This window comes from Streptomyces sp. NPDC104367 (assembly GCF_055583825.1).
This window is the reverse complement of the sequence record NZ_JBVJND010000022.1, coordinates 1-17,618: the sequence shown is the minus strand read 5'-3', so window position 1 is coordinate 17,618 and position 17,618 is coordinate 1. Positions and strand designations below refer to the sequence as shown.

At 70.1% G+C, this 17,618-nt stretch carries 9 protein-coding genes, 1 tRNA gene and 1 rRNA gene; 1 reads left to right on the top strand and 10 read right to left on the bottom strand.

Annotated features, from left to right (window positions below; genetic code table 11):
* Nucleotides 1–36 precede the first annotated feature (36 nt).
* The 7 genes from ACZ619_RS29265 to ACZ619_RS29235 all read right to left on the bottom strand — a co-directional run bounded on the left by ACZ619_RS29265 (nucleotide 37) and on the right by ACZ619_RS29235 (nucleotide 13,373).
* On the bottom strand, nucleotides 37–582 hold the full coding sequence (locus ACZ619_RS29265; protein ID WP_469605035.1) for a CinA family protein: 546 nt from the start codon (nucleotides 580–582) through the stop codon (nucleotides 37–39).
* Complete coding sequence (gene pgsA, locus ACZ619_RS29260) at nucleotides 579–1,367, bottom strand: CDP-diacylglycerol--glycerol-3-phosphate 3-phosphatidyltransferase (protein ID WP_469605033.1); 789 nt, start codon at nucleotides 1,365–1,367, stop codon at nucleotides 579–581. The genes ACZ619_RS29265 and pgsA overlap by 4 nt, the downstream gene beginning before the upstream one ends.
* Nucleotides 1,364–2,836, bottom strand: coding sequence for a 30S ribosomal protein S12 methylthiotransferase RimO (rimO, locus tag ACZ619_RS29255; protein ID WP_469605031.1), 1,473 nt, complete (start codon nucleotides 2,834–2,836; stop codon nucleotides 1,364–1,366). Before rimO ends, pgsA begins: the two co-directional genes overlap by 4 nt.
* 92 nt (nucleotides 2,837–2,928) lie before the next feature.
* Nucleotides 2,929–3,774, bottom strand: a complete 846-nt coding sequence (locus tag ACZ619_RS29250) for a helix-turn-helix domain-containing protein (protein WP_469605028.1) — start codon at nucleotides 3,772–3,774, stop codon at nucleotides 2,929–2,931.
* 279 nt (nucleotides 3,775–4,053) lie between these two features.
* Nucleotides 4,054–6,819 carry a DNA translocase FtsK gene (locus ACZ619_RS29245; protein ID WP_469605025.1) on the bottom strand — a complete coding sequence of 922 codons (2,766 nt, stop codon included), beginning with the start codon at nucleotides 6,817–6,819 and terminating at the stop codon, nucleotides 4,054–4,056.
* Between the two features lie 124 nt (nucleotides 6,820–6,943).
* A complete protein-coding gene (locus ACZ619_RS29240) occupies nucleotides 6,944–7,627 on the bottom strand; it encodes a response regulator (RefSeq protein ID WP_469605023.1) in 684 nt (227 codons plus the stop codon).
* A 274-nt stretch (nucleotides 7,628–7,901) separates the two neighbouring features.
* Complete coding sequence (locus ACZ619_RS29235) at nucleotides 7,902–13,373, bottom strand: HAMP domain-containing protein (RefSeq protein WP_469605020.1); 5,472 nt, start codon at nucleotides 13,371–13,373, stop codon at nucleotides 7,902–7,904.
* Between the two features lie 398 nt (nucleotides 13,374–13,771).
* On the opposite strand from ACZ619_RS29235, the gene ACZ619_RS29230 reads away from it, so the two are divergent.
* On the top strand, nucleotides 13,772–16,525 hold the full coding sequence (locus tag ACZ619_RS29230) for a SpoIIE family protein phosphatase (RefSeq protein WP_469605017.1): 2,754 nt from the start codon (nucleotides 13,772–13,774) through the stop codon (nucleotides 16,523–16,525).
* 78 nt (nucleotides 16,526–16,603) lie between these two features.
* Here ACZ619_RS29230 and ACZ619_RS29225 read toward each other — a convergent pair.
* The 3 genes from ACZ619_RS29225 to rrf form a co-directional block, all read right to left on the bottom strand.
* Nucleotides 16,604–16,679, bottom strand: a tRNA-Thr gene (locus ACZ619_RS29225).
* A gap of 76 nt (nucleotides 16,680–16,755) precedes the next feature.
* Nucleotides 16,756–17,418 (bottom strand): DegT/DnrJ/EryC1/StrS family aminotransferase, encoded by a 663-nt coding sequence (locus tag ACZ619_RS29220; protein WP_469605345.1) that lies wholly within the window; start codon nucleotides 17,416–17,418, stop codon nucleotides 16,756–16,758.
* Nucleotides 17,419–17,531: 113 nt separating this feature from the next.
* A 5S ribosomal RNA gene (gene rrf / locus ACZ619_RS29215) occupies nucleotides 17,532–17,618 on the bottom strand; the annotation flags it as partial.

Here is a 17,618-nt window from a genome sequence, read left to right as displayed (position 1 = left end):
GGGGAGCGATGTCGTGTTCACTCAGGGCTGCAAACATCAAAACCCCCCGTTCTGTTCCGTATCCTGTGTCCGCTCATTCCCGGTCTGTTCGCCCGCAAGCTCCCTCAGAAGCAGTGCGAGTACGCTCCGTACACTCTCTCTACGAATTTCCGCGCGGTCGCCGTTCAACCGCAGGGCATCCACTTTTCCGCCAGCGGCAGAACCGGAACCAGGGCCGAACGGCCCGTCCACGGCGACGAAAACGGTCCCGACCGGCTGGCCGTCCTGGGGTTCCGGACCGGCGACCCCGGTGGTCGCGAGGCCCCAGTCGGCGCCCAGCGCCTTGCGCACCCCGGCCGCCATCTGGGCCGCGACCTGCGCATCCACCGCTCCGCGCTGGGCCAGCAGGGTGGGGTCGACGCCCAGCAGGCCGTGCTTCAGTTCGGTGGCGTAGGCGGTGACCGAGCCCCGGAACGCCTTGGACGCCCCCGGGACCGCGGTGATCTCCGCCGCGACCAGGCCGCCCGTCAGCGACTCGGCGACAGCGAGGGTCTGGCCCCTCACCGTCAGTAGTCGCACCAGCTGGGCGGCCGTGGAACTCACGCTTCTGTCTCCTCCGACACCGCTGTGCGCTCGGCGATTCCCCGGCGCCGCAGCACAATGGCCTGTCTCACATAGTCCAGGCCCGTGAGGACCGTCAGGACGACGGCCGCGGCCATCACCCAGAACCTCAGCGTCGCCAGCCACCCCGTCAGTGCCAGCACGTACATCCCCACGGCGACGCCCTGGGTGAGCGTCTTGAGCTTGCCGCCCCGGCTGGCCGGGATCACGCCGTACCGGATGACCACGAAACGCATGAGCGTGATGCCGAGTTCCCGGGCGAGGATCACGATCGTCACCCACCACGGCAGATCACCCAGCCCGGACAGGCAGATCAGCGCCGCTCCCATGATCGCCTTGTCGGCGATCGGGTCGGCGATCTTCCCGAAGTCGGTGACGAGGTTGTAGGTGCGCGCCAGATGACCGTCGAACAGGTCGGTGATCATGGCGATCGCGAAGGCCGCCCAGGCGAGCGAGCGCCAGGCCGGGTCGTATCCGCCGTCGGCCAGCATCAGGGCGACGAAGCCGGGCACCAGCAGCAGCCGGAGCATGGTCAGCAGATTGGCGACGTTCCACAGGCTGGCCTGGTTGACGGCGGCCGCGGCGATCTTCCCGCCGCGCGCGGGCCGCTCGCCGTCCAGGGAGCCGGAGCTCCCGGGCCCCGGGGCCCGGGGACCGGCGTTCTGCGGACCGGAGACGTCCGGGGCGGCACCGGAGGTGGCGGCGGTGCCCGGGGCGCCCTGCGCACCCGGGGAGCCGCCCGCGGCGGACGCCGGGACTCCGGTCATCTGCCGGCCTCCTCACTCCACGCACCCGAGCCCTGCAGCGGCTCGGCCACCAGGTCGACACCTTCCGTACCGACCACCTTCGCCTCGACCATACGGCCGACGGACAGCCCCTCGCCGCTCGTGAGCAGGACCTGTCCGTCCGTCTCGGGCGCCTGGTGGGCCCCGCGGCCGTACACGCCGTCCTCGTCGTCGACGGACTCCACGAGGACGTGCACGGTCTCTCCGACGCGCTCCTCGGCGCGCTGCGAGACGAGTTCCTCGGCGAGCTGGGAGATGTGCGCGAGCCGCTCGGCGACGACGTCCTGGTCGAGCTTGTTCTCGTACGTCGCGGCCTCGGTGCCCTCCTCGTCGGAGTAGCCGAAGACGCCGATGGCGTCGAGCCGGGCGCCGTTCAGGAAACGCTCCAGCTCGGCCAGGTCGGACTCGGACTCGCCGGGGAAGCCGACGATGAAGTTGGAGCGGACGCCGGCCTGCGGGGCCTTGCTCCGGATGGTGTCGAGCAGCTCCAGGAAGCGGTCGGTGTCGCCGAAGCGGCGCATCGAGCGCAGCACGCCGGGGGCGGAGTGCTGGAAGGACAGGTCGAAGTACGGGACGACCTTCGGCGTGGAGGTCAGCACGTCGATCAGGCCGGGGCGCATCTCGGCGGGCTGGAGGTAGCTCACCCGCACCCGCTCGACGCCGTCCACCTCGGCCAGCTCGGGCAGCAGGGACTCCAGGAGACGGATGTCGCCCAGGTCCTTGCCGTAGGAGGTGTTGTTCTCGGAGACCAGCATGATCTCCTTCACGCCCTGCTCGGCCAGCCAGCGGGTCTCGTTCAGCACGTCGCTGGGGCGGCGGGAGATGAAGGAGCCGCGGAAGGACGGGATGGCGCAGAAGGAGCAGCGGCGGTCGCAGCCGGAGGCCAGCTTGACCGAGGCGACCGGGGAGCCGTCCAGACGGCGGCGCAGGGGCGCGCGCGGACCGGAGGCGGGCGCCAGGCCCTCGGGGAGGTCGGACGGGCCGTGGCCGGGCAGCGCCACGGACGCGGCGGAGTCCTGCCGCTCGGCCGGGCTGATGGGCAGCAGCTTGCGCCGGTCGCGCGGGGTGTGCGAGGCGTGGATGCCGCCGTTGAGGATGGTCTGGAGGCGGTCGGAGATGTCGGAGTAGTCATCGAAGCCGAGCACACCGTCCGCCTCGGGCAGCGCCTCGGCTAGCTCCTTGCCGTACCGCTCGGCCATGCAGCCCACCGCCACGACGGCCTGGGTTCTGCCGTGCCCCTTGAGATCGTTGGCCTCCAGGAGGGCGTCCACGGAGTCCTTCTTGGCGGCTTCGACGAAACCGCAGGTGTTGACGACGGCGACATCCGCGTCCGATGCGTCCTCGACGAGCTGCCAGCCGTCCGCCTCCAAACGGCCTGCGAGCTCCTCCGAGTCCACCTCGTTACGGGCGCAGCCGAGAGTGACGAGTGCGACGGTACGGCGTTCAGGCATGGGCTCAAGACTACTTTGTCTGACCGACAGCCCACGTCGAAGGGGCTGGCCGATCATGGCCAACCCCTTGTGTACGTGCTCCGCCCGAACGGTTATCCGACCTCGGGGTCGCCCTTGGTGTACGTCAGACGCTCCACGGCACCGGGCTGGAACTGGTCCTCGATCTTCTTGCCGTTGACGTAGAGCTGGATCGCGCCGGCGTCGCCGAGGATCAGGTTGATCTTGGAACTGTCCTGGAAGGTCTTGGAGTCGCCCTGCTTGAGCAGCCCGTCGAAGAGCATCCGGCCGTTGTGGTCCTTGGCCGAGATCCAGCTGCGTCCGTTGACCGCGCTGACCTGGACGGTGACCTTGTCCTGGGGCGCGGCGGCGATCGCGCTGTCGGAGGGCGCGGGGGTCTTGTCCGGCTTGCTTTCCTTCGGGGTGGGCGAGGCGGCGGGCTCGCTGGTCGTCGGGGCGGCGCCCTCGGCGACCGACTGCTTGCCGTCGCTGTCGTCGCCGCCCTTGAAGGCGGTGAAGCCGACGAAGCCGACCACGACGACGATCGCGGCGACCATGGCCGCCGTCCAGTTGGGTCCGCGCCGCTCGGGACGGATGCGTTCCGCCTCGAACAGCGGCGCGGCGGGCGTCGGCGCGGGCCGCCCACCACCGTGCTCGGCCGAGAACTGCGCGAGCAGCGGCTCGGGGTCGAGGCCGACGGCCTTGGCCAGGGTCCGGATGTGCCCGCGGGCGTAGACGTCGCCGCCACAGGGGGCGAAGTCGTCGGCCTCGATGGCGTGCACGATGGCGATACGGACCCGGGTGATACCGCTGACCTCGTCGACCGTCAGGCCGGCGTCGATGCGCGCCTGCTTGAGGGCTCGGCCTACCGAGGGGCGGTTTTCCTGGGACTCGTCGTTGAACGGACGCTCGTCTTCAGGGGAGTTGCTGCCGATGGACACGGGGGCGCCTTTCGAGCGTGTAGCCACCTGTGCTGGAGGTTCAGTCTAGGGGGGGTACGAAAGGGTGGGGCAACCGGGCGGTGGGACTTTGTACGCCATCGGTATGGCCGGACATCCCGGTGGCTGACCAGGCGCGCGCCCCGGGACGGGGTACACACCTTACCTTTCGCTCAACTTGACGTATGTCGAAGGGAAACGGTTGCCCGCAGATCTCTAACGGGTGGATCACGACGCTGCTCCACCCGGCCCACGAGCGCCCGCTGCCCCGGAGAAAGACGGTTACCCGTCAGACTCGCCCCGAATCACCGCGAGTACGCCGTCCAGCTCGTCGGGTTTCACCAGGACGTCGCGCGCCTTGGAGCCCTCGCTCGGCCCGACCACCCCGCGCGACTCCATGAGGTCCATGAGCCGGCCGGCCTTGGCGAAGCCGACGCGCAGCTTGCGCTGGAGCATGGACGTGGAGCCGAACTGGGTGGAGACGACCAGCTCGGCCGCCTGGCACAGCAGGTCGAGGTCGTCGCCGATGTCCTCGTCGATCTCCTTCTTCTGCTTGGTGCCGACGACGACGTCGTCCCGGAAGACCGGCGTCATCTGGTCCTTGCAGTGCTGGACGACGACGGCGACCTCCTCCTCGGTGACGAAGGCGCCCTGCATACGGGTCGGCTTGTTCGCCCCCATCGGCAGGAAGAGGCCGTCGCCCTTGCCGATCAGCTTCTCGGCGCCGGGCTGGTCGAGGATGACCCGGCTGTCGGCGAGCGAGGAGGTGGCGAAGGCGAGCCGGGAGGGCACGTTCGCCTTGATCAGGCCGGTGACGACGTCGACCGACGGGCGCTGAGTGGCGAGCACCAGGTGGATGCCGGCGGCCCGCGCGAGCTGCGTGATGCGGACGATGGCGTCCTCGACGTCGCGCGGGGCGACCATCATCAGGTCGGCCAGCTCGTCGACGATCACCAGCAGGTACGGGTACGGCTGGAGCTCCCGCTCGCTGCCCTCGGGCAGCTTGACCTTGCCCTCGCGGATCGCCTTGTTGAAGTCGTCGATGTGCCGGAACCCGAACGCGGCCAGGTCGTCGTAGCGCAGGTCCATCTCGCGCACGACCCACTGGAGCGCCTCGGCGGCCCGCTTCGGGTTGGTGATGATCGGCGTGATGAGGTGCGGAATGCCCTCGTAGGCGGTCAGCTCGACGCGCTTGGGGTCGACCAGGACCATCCGCACGTCCTCGGGGGTCGCCCGCATCATGACCGAGGTGATCAGGCAGTTGATGCAGGACGACTTGCCGGAGCCGGTGGCGCCGGCCACCAGCATGTGCGGCATCTTCGCCAGCGAGTGCATGACGTAGCCGCCCTCGACGTCCTTGCCGAAGGCGACCAGCATCGGGTCGTCGTCCTCGGCGGACTCGGCGAGCCGCAGCACGTCGCCGAGGTTGACCATCTCCCGGTCGGTGTTGGGGATCTCGATGCCGACCGCGGACTTGCCGGGGATCGGGCTGATGATCCGCACGTCCGGGCTGGCGACCGCGTAGGCGATGTTCTTGGTGAGCGCGGTGATCCGCTCGACCTTGACGGCGGGGCCGAGCTGGACCTCGTAGCGGGTGACCGTGGGCCCGCGCGTGAAACCGGTGACGTCGGCGTCGACCTTGAACTCGCTGAAGACCGTGCGCAGCGAGTCCACGACCGCGTCGTTGGCCGCGCTGCGCGCCTTGCCGGGGCCGCCGCGCTCCAGGAGGTCCAGCGAGGGCAGCGAGTAGGTGATGTCGCCGGAGAGCTGGAGCTGCTCGGCGCGCGGGGGCAGGTCCCGGGGATGCTCGGGCGCCGGTTTGGTGAGGTCCGCGACGACGGACTCGGCCTTGAGCTTCTCCTGCTTGGGGCGCGCGGCCGGCACCGCGCCCGCGCCTGGGCTCGGGGCCGGGGCCGGCAGCGGGGTGGGGGTGGTGTCCTCGCGGTCGCCGACGCCGACGCCCTGGGTGAGGTCGGCGACCAGCGGCGAGGGCGGCATGCCGTGCAGGACGGCGCCGTCGAGCGCGGCGGCGGCCGCCGCGGCGACGTCCACGGCGTCCATCCGGCGGCCCAGCTCGGGCTGGGGCACCGCGGAGCGCCTGGGGCGGCCCCGGCGCCGCGCCAGGGCCTCCTGCTCGGCGTTGTCGGGGTCGTACTCCTGGCCCTGGGAGGTGCCGGAGCGCCCGCGGGAGCGCGCGGGCAGCGCCTCGCGCCACTGCTCGTCGTAGCGCTCGTCGTCCTCGCTGTACTCGCTGTACTCGTCGTCCGGCGCGGGGTCGTGCAGCACGCCGAGGCGCACGCCGAGCGCGCGCAGCCGCTGCGGGATGGCGTTCACCGGCGTGGCGGTCACCACCAGCAGCCCGAAGACGGTGAGCAGCACCAGCAGCGGTACGGCGAGGACCTCGGTCATGGTGTACGTCAGCGGGGTCGCCGCCGCCCAGCCGATCAGGCCGCCGGCGTCCCTTATGCCCTGCATGCCGTCGCTGCGCGCGGGCGAGCCGCAGGCGATGTGGACCTGGCCGAGCACGCCGATGACCAGCGCGGACAGCCCGATCACGATCCGGCCGTTGGCCTCCTGCTGCTCGGGGTGGCGCATGAACCGTACGGCGATCACCGCGAGCAGTATCGGCACCAGCAGGTCGAGCCGGCCGAAGGCGCCGGTGACGAGGATCTCGACCAGGTCGCCGACCGGACCGCGCAGATCGGCCCAGGTGCCGGCGGCGACGATCAGGGCGATGCCGAGCAGCAGCAGGGCGACGCCGTCCTTGCGGTGGGCCGGGTCCAGGTTCCTGGCTCCCTGCCCTATGCCGCGGAAGACGGCGCCGACGGCGTGCGCGAGGCCGAGCCAGAGGGCGCGCACCAGGCGGACGACGCCCCCTGTGGGGCTGGGCGCCGGCCTGGGCGCCGGCGCGGGCTTCTTCGCCGCGGTCCTCTTGGCGGGCGCCTTCTTGGCCGGGGCTTTCTTCGCGGCGGCCTTCTTCGCCGGAGCCTTCGAGGGAGCGGCCTTCTTCGGGGGCTGCTTCTTGGCTGCCGAGGGACGTGAGGCCATGGGTGTGAGGTTACCGGGGGATGCGGCAGGGGACACGTGTGCCCACCGCTTCACCCTTTCGTGTCGCCCTTGCCGGGGCGCGGAACTGACGTGCACTCATGGGCAACTGAGGTCGGCCCAGACGTCAGTTCTGCGACGGCAGCGGAGAGGCCCCGCTGCCCGTGCCCGGCTCCAGGGCGTCGAGCGCCCGGCGCAGACCGGTGAGTTTGCGCTCCAGATGGGCCGCCGTGGCCACCGCCGCCGCGTCCGCGGACTCGTCGTCCAGCTGCTTGGACAGCGCCTCGGCCTGCTCCTCGACGGCCGCGAGCCGCGCCGAGAGCTCGGCGAGCAGCCCCGCGGACTCCTTGCCGGCGACCGCGCCGCCCTTGCCGCCGCCCTCCAACTGGAGCCGCAGCAGCGCCGCCTGCTCGCGCAGCTGGCAGTTCTTCATGTACAGCTCGACGAAGACCGAGACCTTGGCGCGCAGCACCCACGGGTCGAACGGCTTGGAGATGTAGTCCACCGCGCCCGCCGCGTAGCCCCGGAAGGTGTGGTGCGGGCCGTGGTTGATGGCGGTGAGGAAGATGATCGGGATGTCCCGGGTCCGCTCCCGCCGCTTGATGTGCGCCGCGGTCTCGAAACCGTCCATGCCCGGCATCTGGACGTCCAGCAGAATGACCGCGAAGTCGTCCGTGAGCAGTGCCTTGAGCGCTTCCTCCCCGGACGATGCCCGCACCAGTGTCTGATCCAACGCAGAGAGGATGGCCTCCAGCGCCAGCAGATTCTCCGGCCGGTCATCGACCAGGAGGATCTTGGCCTTCTGCACCATGGCCCGCCCTCCTCGCCCCGGATGTGCACCGGGCGCCGCCCCAGGGGACGACTCCGTTTCGCCGCCCGTCCTTGTGCCGGTCATGGTAGCCGCACCCCGCCCGTCGCCACACCCTGTCACCGCGATGTCACTGTGCACGTAGCAGAAACGCGGCAGGAGACCAGAAGGTTCCCCCGATCCCGCACTTCTACACGGGTCCGGCAACCCTCGGTCGACAACTCCCGGCGCACACGGAAGGTTCCCGCAACGTTCACATCACACCTGTTCGTTCGCGTCACTCCGCGCGCATCCACTGCTCCATCACCGCCAGAAGATGATCGGGATCGACCGGCTTGGTGACGTAGTCGGAGGCGCCCGACTCGATCGCCTTCTCCCGGTCGCCCTTCATCGCCTTCGCGGTCAGCGCGATGATCGGCAACCCGGCGAACTGCGGCATGCGGCGGATCGCCGTCGTCGTCGCGTAGCCGTCCATCTCCGGCATCATGATGTCCATCAGGACGACCGCGACGTCGTCGTGCTGCTCCAGGACCTCGATGCCCTCCCGGCCGTTCTCGGCGTACAGCACCGACAGGCCGTGCTGCTCCAGGACGCTGGTCAGCGCGAAGACGTTGCGGATGTCGTCGTCGACGATCAGCACCTTCTCGCCGCCGAACCGCACGCCCCGGCGCGGCTGCGGCGCCGTCGCCTCCTGCTCGGCGAGCACCGGCCACGCCTCGGCCGGCTGCGGGGCGCCCCGGCGACGGCGCCGGAACAGCGCGGCGGCACCGTTCTGGGTCTCCTGGTACGACTTCACCTCGGCCGGGGTCTCGATCTCCGCCCCGGACAGCTCCGAGTTCTGGTTCTGGTTCTGGTTCTGGGAGGCGACCAGGTCACCGGCCTCCAGCGCGGGCACGGACTGCTGGTAGCCCTGCGGCGGCAGCTCGCTGGGGTGCAGCGGCAGGTACAGCGTGAACGTCGACCCACGGCCCGGCTCGCTCTGCGCGTAAATCTCACCGCCGAGCAGCTGCGCGATCTCCCTGGAGATCGACAGCCCGAGGCCCGTGCCGCCGTACTTGCGGCTGGTCGTGCCGTCGGCCTGCTTGAACGCCTCGAAGATCACCCGCATCTTGCTGGCCGCGATGCCGATGCCGGTGTCGGTCACCGAGAAGGCGATCAGCGGCGCGTCCGGATCGCTCAGCGAGCCGGCCTCCAGCAGCTGCTCCCGGATGCCCATCGGCACATCGCCGCTCGCCGGCCGGATCACCAGCTCGACCGAACCGGAGTCGGTGAACTTCACCGCGTTGGACAGCAGGTTGCGCAGCACCTGGAGGAGCCGCTGCTCGTCGGTGTGCAGGGTGGCCGGCAGCTCCGGCGAGACCCGCACGGACAGGTCGAGGCCCTTCTCCGCGGTCAGCGGCCGGAAGGTGGCCTCCACGTAGTCCACGAGCTGCACGAGCGCGATACGTGTCGGGGAGACGTCCATCTTGCCCGCCTCGACCTTGGACAGGTCGAGGATGTCGTTGATCAGCTGGAGCAGGTCCGAGCCCGCGCCGTGGATGGTCTCGGCGAACTCCACCTGCTTCGGCGACAGGTTGCCCTCGGCGTTGTCGGCGAGCAGCTTGGCCAGGATCAGCAGCGAGTTGAGCGGGGTGCGCAGCTCGTGCGACATGTTCGCCAGGAACTCGCTCTTGTAGCGCATGGAGACGGCGAGTTGCTCGGCACGCTCCTCCAGGACCTGCCGGGCCTCCTCGATCTCGGTGTTCTTCACCTCGATGTCCCGGTTCTGCTGGGCCAGCAGCTCGGCCTTCTCCTCCAGCTCGGCGTTGGACGCCTGGAGCGCCTTCTGCCGGTTCTCCAGCTCGGCCGACCGCTCCTGGAGCTGCTCGGTCAGCTCCTGCGACTGCTTCAGCAGCACCTCGGTCTTGGTGTTCACGGAGATGGTGTTGACGCTGGTCGCGATCATCTCGGCGATCTGGTTGAGGAAGTCCTTCTGGATCTGCGTGAACGGCGTGAAGGACGCCAGCTCGATCACGCCGAGCACCTGGCCCTCGAACAGCACCGGAAGCACGATCACCTGCGCCGGCGGGGCCTCGCCCAGACCGGAGGAGATCTTCAGATAACCGGTGGGCGCCTTCTCCACCAGGATCGTGCGCTTCTCCTTGGCGGCCGTGCCGATCAGCGCCTCACCGGGCCGGAACGACGTCGGCATGGAACCCATCGAGTAGCCGTACGACCCGAGCATGCGCAGTTCGTACGCGTCCTCGTGCTCGGCGCTCGCGTCCTTGCCGTCGACCAGCGGCATCCCCAGGAAGAACGCGCCGTGCTGCGCGGAGACCACCGGCGTCAGCTCGCTCATGATCAGGGACGCCACGTCCGCCAGGTCGCGGCGGCCCTGCATCAGCGCGGAGATACGCGCCAGGTTGCCCTTGAGCCAGTCCTGCTCCTGGTTGGCGACCGTGGTGTCGCGCAGGTTGGCGATCATCTTGTTCGTGTAGTCCTGGAGTTCCTTGATCTCCCCGGACGCGTCCACGTCGATCTTCAGGTTCAGGTCGCCACGGGTCACCGCGGTCGCCACGCGCGCGATGGCACGCACCTGCCGGGTCAGGTTCCCGGCCATCTCGTTCACGGACTCGGTCAGGTCCCGCCAGGTGCCGTCCACGTCACGCACGCGTGCCTGACCGCCCAGCTGCCCCTCGGTGCCCACCTCGCGGGCCACCCGGGTGACCTCCTCGGCGAAGCTCGACAGCTGGTCGACCATCGTGTTGATCGTCGTCTTCAGTTCGAGGATCTCGCCCCGCGCGTCGATGTCGATCTTCTTGGTCAGGTCGCCCTTCGCGATGGCCGTCGTGACCATCGCGATGTTGCGCACCTGGCCGGTCAGGTTCGACGCCATCCCGTTCACAGACTCGGTGAGGTCCTTCCACGTGCCCGCCACACCGGGCACGTGCGCCTGACCGCCCAGGATGCCGTCCGTGCCCACCTCACGGGCCACCTTGGTGACCTGGTCGGCGAACGAACTCAGCGTCTTGACCATCTGGTTGATGGTGTCGGCGAGCTGGGCCACCTCACCGCTCGCCTCGATCGTGACCTGCCGCGTCAGGTCGCCGTTGGCCACCGCCGCCGAGACCTGGGAGATGTTGCGCACCTGCATGGTCAGGTTGTTGGCCATCAGGTTCACGTTGTTGCTGAGGTCCTTCCAGATGCCCGTGACACCCGGAACGTGCGCCTGGCCGCCCAGGATGCCCTCGGTGCCCACCTCACGGGCCACCCGGGTCACCTGCTCGGCGAAGCTCGACAGCTGGTCGACCATCGTGTTGACGGTCGTGACGAGTTCGAGGATCTCGCCCTTCGCGTCGACCGTGATCTTCTTCGACAGGTCGCCCTTGGCCACCGCCGTCGTGACCTCGGCGATGTTGCGCACCTGGATGGTCAGGTTGTTCGCCATGAAGTTCACGGACTGGGTGAGGTCCTTCCAGGTACCCGCCACCCCCTGCACCTCGGCCTGGCCGCCCAGGATGCCCTCCGTGCCCACCTCGCGCGCGACACGCGTGACCTCCTGGGCGAACGACGACAGCTGGTCGACCATCGTGTTCAGGGTGTTCTTCAGCTCCTGGATCTCACCGCGCGCGTCCACGGTGATCTTCTGGGAGAGGTCACCCCGCGCCACCGCGGTCGCGACCTGCGCGATGTTGCGCACCTGGGCCGTCAGGTTGCCGGCCATGCCGTTCACCGAGTCCGTCAGGTCCCGCCACACACCGGCGACGCCGGGCACCTGCGCCTGACCGCCGAGGCGGCCCTCCGTACCCACCTCGCGGGCCACCTTGGTGACCTGGTCGGCGAAGGCGGACAGCTGGTCGACCATCGTGTTGATGGTGTTCTTCAGCTCCAGGATCTCGCCGCGCGCGTCGACGTCGATCTTCTGGGACAGGTCGCCCCGCGCCACCGCCGTCGTCACCTGCGCGATGTTGCGCACCTGCGAGGTCAGGTTGCCGGCCATGGAGTTCACGGAGTCCGTGAGCTCCTTCCAGGTGCCGGAGACACCGTCCACCCGCGCCTGGCCGCCGAGGCGGCCCTCCGTGCCCACGTCCCTGGCCATCCGCGTCACCTGGTCGGCGAAGCTCGACAGCTGGTCCACCATCGTGTTCACGGTGTTCTTCAGCTGGAGCATCTCGCCGGAGACGTCGACCGTGACCTTCTGCGACAGGTCGCCGTTGGCCACCGCCGTCGTCACCTGGGCGATGTTGCGCACCTGGCCCGTGAGGTTGCGGAACGCGGTGTTGACCGAGTCCGTCAGGTCCTTCCACGTGCCGGCGGCCCCGGGCACCTGTGCCTGGCCGCCCAGCTCACCCTCGACACCGATCTCCCGGGCCACCCGCGTGACCTCGGCACCGAACGACGACAGCTGGTCGACCATGCCGTTGACGGTGTTCTTCAGCTCCAGCATCTCGCCGGCCACGTCGACGGTGACCTTCTGCGAGAGGTCACCGTTGGCCACCGCCGTCGTGACGGCCGCGATGTCCCTCACCTGAATGGTCAGATTCCGGAACACCGTGTTGACGGAGTCCGTCAGGTCCTTCCAGGTGCCCGCCGCACCCGGCACGTTCGCCTGACCGCCCAGCTGCCCGGCCGCACCGACCTCGTTCGCCACCCGCGTGACCTCGTCCGCGAAGATCCGCAGCGTCTCGGTCATCTGGTTGATCGTGTCCGCGAGCTGCGCGACCTCACCCCGCGCCGGGACGGTCACCTTGCGCGACAGGTCACCGTTGGCGACCGCGGTGGTCACCTCCGAGATACCGCGCACCTGGGCCGTCAGGTTCCCGGCCATGGTGTTGACGGAGTCGGTCAGCTCCTTCCACGTGCCCGCGACCCCGGGCACGTGCGCCTGACCGCCCAGAATGCCGTCCGTGCCCACCTCACGGGCGACCCGGGTCACCTCGGAGGAGAAGGCGGACAGCTGGTCCACCATCGTGTTGACGGTTTCCTTCAGCTCCAGCATCTCGCCGGCGACCTGGACCGTGACCTTCCGCGACAGGTCGCCCTTGGCCACCGCCGTCGTCACCAGCGCGATGTCCCGTACCTGCGCCGTCAGCCGGTACGCCATCGTGTTCACCGAGTCCGTGAGGTCCCGCCACGAACCCGACATGCCACGCACGCGTGCCTGGCCGCCCAGCTTGCCCTCGGTGCCCACCTCGCTGGCCACCCGCGTGACCTCGTCGGTGAACGTCGACAACTGGTCGACCAGGTTGTTCACGGTCCGGCCGACCTTCAGGAACTCACCGCGCAGCGGATGCCCGGCCCCGTCCGGCGACGGCGACCGCAGCTCCATCCGGGGCGACAGGTCGCCCTCGGCCACCGCCGTCAGCACCCGGCCCACCTCGGACACCGGCCGCACGAGATCCTCGACCAGGGCGTTCGAGTTGTCGATCGCGGCCGCCCAGGAGCCCTCGCAGGCACCCGTCTCCAGGCGTTCCGTGAGTTTTCCCTCACGCCCGACCACCCGACGGACCCGCGACAGCTCACCCGTGAGGTGGAGATTACGGTCGGCCACCTCGTTGAAGACCGCCGCGATCTCCGACATCACGCCGTCCCCGGACACCGTGAGCCGCTTGCGGAAGTTCCCGTCCCGCATGGCCGTGAGAGCCACCAGCAGCCGGTTCAGGGCAGCGGTGTCCACCGCGGTGGTCCCGCCACCACCCCGCTGCCTGCTCAGGGACGGTCCGCTCTTCGCGCGCGCCTTCGTGCCCCGCGCCGCTGCGCCAGACTCCACTGTGTCCCTCCCGCAGGGGTCGACCGTTACTGCTGTGCTCGGATACCGCCATACTCGGCTGTACCGCTTACTTCGGCGTACCAGTTACTGCTGCGTATTTGTTCCAGATGACAACCGGCCGCACCAGGGGCTGCTGCCCGCCGTACACGGAACGCACTCAGACCGACCGGACCTTCACCAGAAGCTTGCCCAGTGTTTCACCCTGGCCGAACCAGGCCATAACAGTTCGGCAGCTTCGCACATCGTCCGCACACCCTGGGGGCGTAAACACTGGCGACCGGCATCCGCTCGGACGGCGAAGGTAAGTAACCTTGCATGCGGCTGTCCAGCCGCACCGGTCCGTCCGGCCTGGACGGTGGCACCAGAACGAGCGGGCATCGGAGGGGCGACCGCAGACCATGACCACCGGAGTGATTCCCGGGGGGCACACCCCGGAGCCACGGCCGACGGGCGAGCGGATGCCGCAGCAGCGGCACGAGCCGGCCGGCCAGGGAAGCCTGCATGTCGACCGGTCGAGGAGTTCCGTGATCACCGCGCGCGCGGCCGCCAGCTTCGAGCCCGTCGGACGATCCGTCGCGACCGCCCGCGGCTTCGTCCGCGACACGCTCCAGGGCTGGGGCTTCGCCGACGTCGTCGACGACGCCGTGGTCCTGACCAGCGAACTCGTCACGAACGCGGTGGTGCACGCCGGCACCCACGCCGACGTCCTGTGCCTGCGCGCGGACGACGGGGTACGCATCGAGGTCGCCGACCGCTACCCGGAACGCGAGGTCCCGCTCCAGGGATCGCCCGCCAACATGGGCAGCCCCGACCGCGAGGGCGGCCGCGGCCTCCAGCTCTGCGCGGCCCTCGCCGCCCGCTGGGGTGTCGAGTACACGTCCACGCACAAGAACGTCTGGTTCCAGCTCGACCTGCCCGAGCGCCCGGTCGGCACCCGCGCCGCCGGCCCCTCCCTCCCCGCCGACCTGCTGCCGCTCGCCGACGGCCGGGTACGCGTCGCCGTCGTCCAGATCGACCGCAAGGGCTCCGTGACGGCCTGGAACGAGGACGCCGAGGAACTCTTCGGCCACACCTCCGCCGACGTCACGGGCAAGCCCCTGACCGACCTGGCGGCCTGGCCGCACACCCCGGGCACCGGCACCGGCATCGCGGAGGCCCTCCAACTCTCCCGCTGGGAGGGCAGCTACGGCATCCGCGGCGCCGACGGCCGGGTGACCCCCGTCTACGCCTCGCACCTCAGAGTCCGCGACACGGGCGGCGAGCCCTCCACCGTCTGCCTGCTCGTCCGCGACCACGAACGCGCCGTCCTCCAGACCCCGTTGCGGGTCCCCGCCTCCGACGCCGCGGGCACCTCCGACGGCCAGAGCGCCGACCCCTTCGAGGTGTTCATCGGCTCCCCGGCCCCGGACGACCTCGACGGCCTCCTCCAGCGCACCGTGGAACGCGCCCGCGACATGCTCGACGGCGACTCCGCGTTCCTGCTCCTCGCGACCGACGACGAGACCGAGCTGGAGGTCCGCGCCTCCACCGGCCTGCCCTCCGCACGGCAGCGCTTCGCGCGCGTGCCCGTCGAGGCCGGACCCGGCCGCTACGGCTCCGCCCGCATGCCGGCCGTCCACGACGACCTGGCGGCCGTGCCGGGCGCGGTGCCCCTCCTCGGCGGCACCGGGATGCGTTCGGTCGTCACGGTCCCGCTGAAGGTCGAGGGCCGCCTCACGGGCTCCCTGGGCGTCGCGGCCGAGGGCGCGGGCCGGTACTCCAACGAGGAGGCGCTGCGCCTCCAGTTCGCCGCCGACCGCATCGCCCTGGCCGTCGAGTCGGCCCGCCTGGGCGAGCTGGAACGGCTGCGCCGCGGCTCGCTCAGCTTCCTGGTGGAGGCCTCCGACCTGCTCGCCGGCACCCTGGACCGCGACCAGACCCTCGCCCTGATGGCGCAGATGACGGTCCCGACCCTCGCCACCTGGTGCGCGGTCTACACGATCGCCGACCAGGCATCGGAGCCGTACCTGTCGTACGTCCTGCACGAGGACGAGGAACTCATCGACGGCATCAAGTCGTTGCTCTCCAAGGTGCCCCCGCCGGACCCGGTGCCCACGCCCGGCGCCCGCGTCTGGTCGGCCCCCGGCGAACACGCCCACCAGGCCGCCCTGCGCAGCTCCATGCGCAGCCTCGGCCTGACCGGCGGCCCCACCCGGCAGGTCTCCTCCGGCATCGGCCCGACCCTCGCCACGGCCTCCGCCGTCGGCGGCGAGACGGTCGTGCTGCCCCTCGTCGCCCGCAACCGCGTCATCGGCATGCTGACCCTCGGCAAGCCCACCGACGAGCACTTCCGCCAGGAGATCCTCGAACTGGCCGAGGACCTGTCCCGCCGGGCCGCCCTGGCCCTGGACAACGCCCGCCTGTACTCGGAGCGCACGGCCATCAGCCAGGCCCTCCAGCGCAGCCTGCTGCCCCCGGACACCCCCCACATCGAGGGCGTCGAGGTCGAGGTCATCTACCGCGCGGCCGGCGAGGGCAACGAGGTCGGCGGCGACTTCTACGACGTCTTCCCCATCTCCGAGGACACGTACGGCTTCGCCATCGGCGACGTCTGCGGTACGGGTCCCAACGCGGCCGCCGTGACGGGCCTCGCCCGGCACGCCCTGCGCCTGCTGGCCCGGGAGGGCCTCAGCGGGCCCGCGGTCCTGGAGCGCCTGAACTCGGCCATCCTGGACGAGGGTTCCCGCAGCCGCTTCCTGACCCTCCTGTACGGCGAGATGCGCCCCCTGCCGGACGGCAGCGCGGAGATGAAGATCGTCTGCGCCGGCCACCCGCTCCCGCTCCGCCTGCGCCAGGACGGCACGGTGGAGGCCGCTGCCGAACCGCAGCCCCTCCTGGGCGTCATCGAGGACCTGGAGCTGTACGAGCAGACGGTGACCCTGGACCCGGGCGATGTCCTCCTGTGCGTCACAGACGGCGTGACGGAACGCCGCGAGGGCACCCGGATGCTCGGCGACGACGGCCTCGCGGACGTCCTGACGACGTGCACGGGTCTGACGGCGGGCGCGGTGGCAGCACGCATCATGCGCGCGGTGGAGCGCTTCGCCTCGGACGCCCCGTCGGACGACATGGCGATTCTGGCGATGCGGATTCCCGGCCTTCAGAACGACTGAGGGCCGGGCCGGCCGCGAGCCGCGAGAACGGAAGCGGATACGAAAAAGTCCCGCCCGAAAGGGCGGGACTTTTCTTGGTGGAGCCCCCAAACGGAATCGAACCGTTGACCTTCTCCTTACCATGGAGACGCTCTGCCGACTGAGCTATAGGGGCCTGTTGCTTTTTCGGGGTTTCCCCCTCGGCAACGGAATAGATCATACCCCGAACAGGCCCGGGTTCCCAAACTCGTTCAGAAGGCGGGCTGAAGGAGTCCGCCGAGGGCGTTGCAGGCCGACACGATCCGCTGCATCTCCCGCTTCGTCAGGGCTGCGTCCACGGGCAGTGCGAGTGTCTCGTCCGCGGCCAGTTCGGTCTGCGGCAGCGAGACGTAGCGCCGGAACTCCGGCAGCCGGTGCACGGGCGTCTTCACCGGCACCCGGCAGTCGACTCCCTTGCCCCGCAACGCCCGGGCGAACGCGTCCCGGTCAGGCCGGCCGTTGCCCGGCACCCGTACGACGTACTGCTGGTAGGTGTGCCCGTCGCCGCCGTCGGGCGTCCGCACGCCCCGCAGCTTCGTGTCGAGATAGGCGGCCCGCTGCCGACGCTGCGCGATCTCGTCGTACGGAGCCTCGGACTCGCCCTGTTCCAGCACCAGCAGCCCGTGCCGCTGTCCCAGCGCCCGCAGCGCCCTGACATCGGCCCACCGGCCGAACCGGTGCACCACAACCACCGCGGCGGAACGGGCGGTTACGGCCGCTTCCACGTCGGACACGTCCAGGCAGTAGCTGACCGGATCTATGTCGGCGAACACCGGAAGCGCGCCGGCCAGTGTCACGGCCTCGGCGACGTCGGCGTTCCCGAAGGCCGGCACGATGACCTCGTCACCGACTCCGACACCGGCGGCCCTGAGCATTGCAGCAGTACCCATGCCTGGATGCTCGGCGTGGAACGTGAACTTCAAGTTACGCAAAACAAAAAAGGGTTGGACCCCGAACCGAAGTTCAGGGCCCAACCCTTTCAATATTTGTTCGGCGGCGTCCTACTCTCCCACAGGGTCCCCCCTGCAGTACCATCGGCGCTGTGAGGCTTAGCTTCCGGGTTCGGAATGTAACC

What these genes read in the sequence shown, in the direction of transcription:
- pgsA (WP_469605033.1), bottom strand. Translation starts at nt 1,367, where the DNA reads ATGACCGGAGTCCCGGCGTCCGCCGCGGGCGGCTCCCCGGGTGCGCAG.
- rimO (WP_469605031.1), bottom strand. Translation starts at nt 2,836, where the DNA reads ATGCCTGAACGCCGTACCGTCGCACTCGTCACTCTCGGCTGCGCCCGT.
- ACZ619_RS29245 (WP_469605025.1), bottom strand. Translation starts at nt 6,819, where the DNA reads ATGGCCTCACGTCCCTCGGCAGCCAAGAAGCAGCCCCCGAAGAAGGCC.
- ACZ619_RS29240 (WP_469605023.1), bottom strand. Translation starts at nt 7,627, where the DNA reads ATGGTGCAGAAGGCCAAGATCCTCCTGGTCGATGACCGGCCGGAGAAT.
- ACZ619_RS29230 (WP_469605017.1), top strand. Translation starts at nt 13,772, where the DNA reads ATGACCACCGGAGTGATTCCCGGGGGGCACACCCCGGAGCCACGGCCG.
- ACZ619_RS29220 (WP_469605345.1), bottom strand. Translation starts at nt 17,418, where the DNA reads ATGCTCAGGGCCGCCGGTGTCGGAGTCGGTGACGAGGTCATCGTGCCG.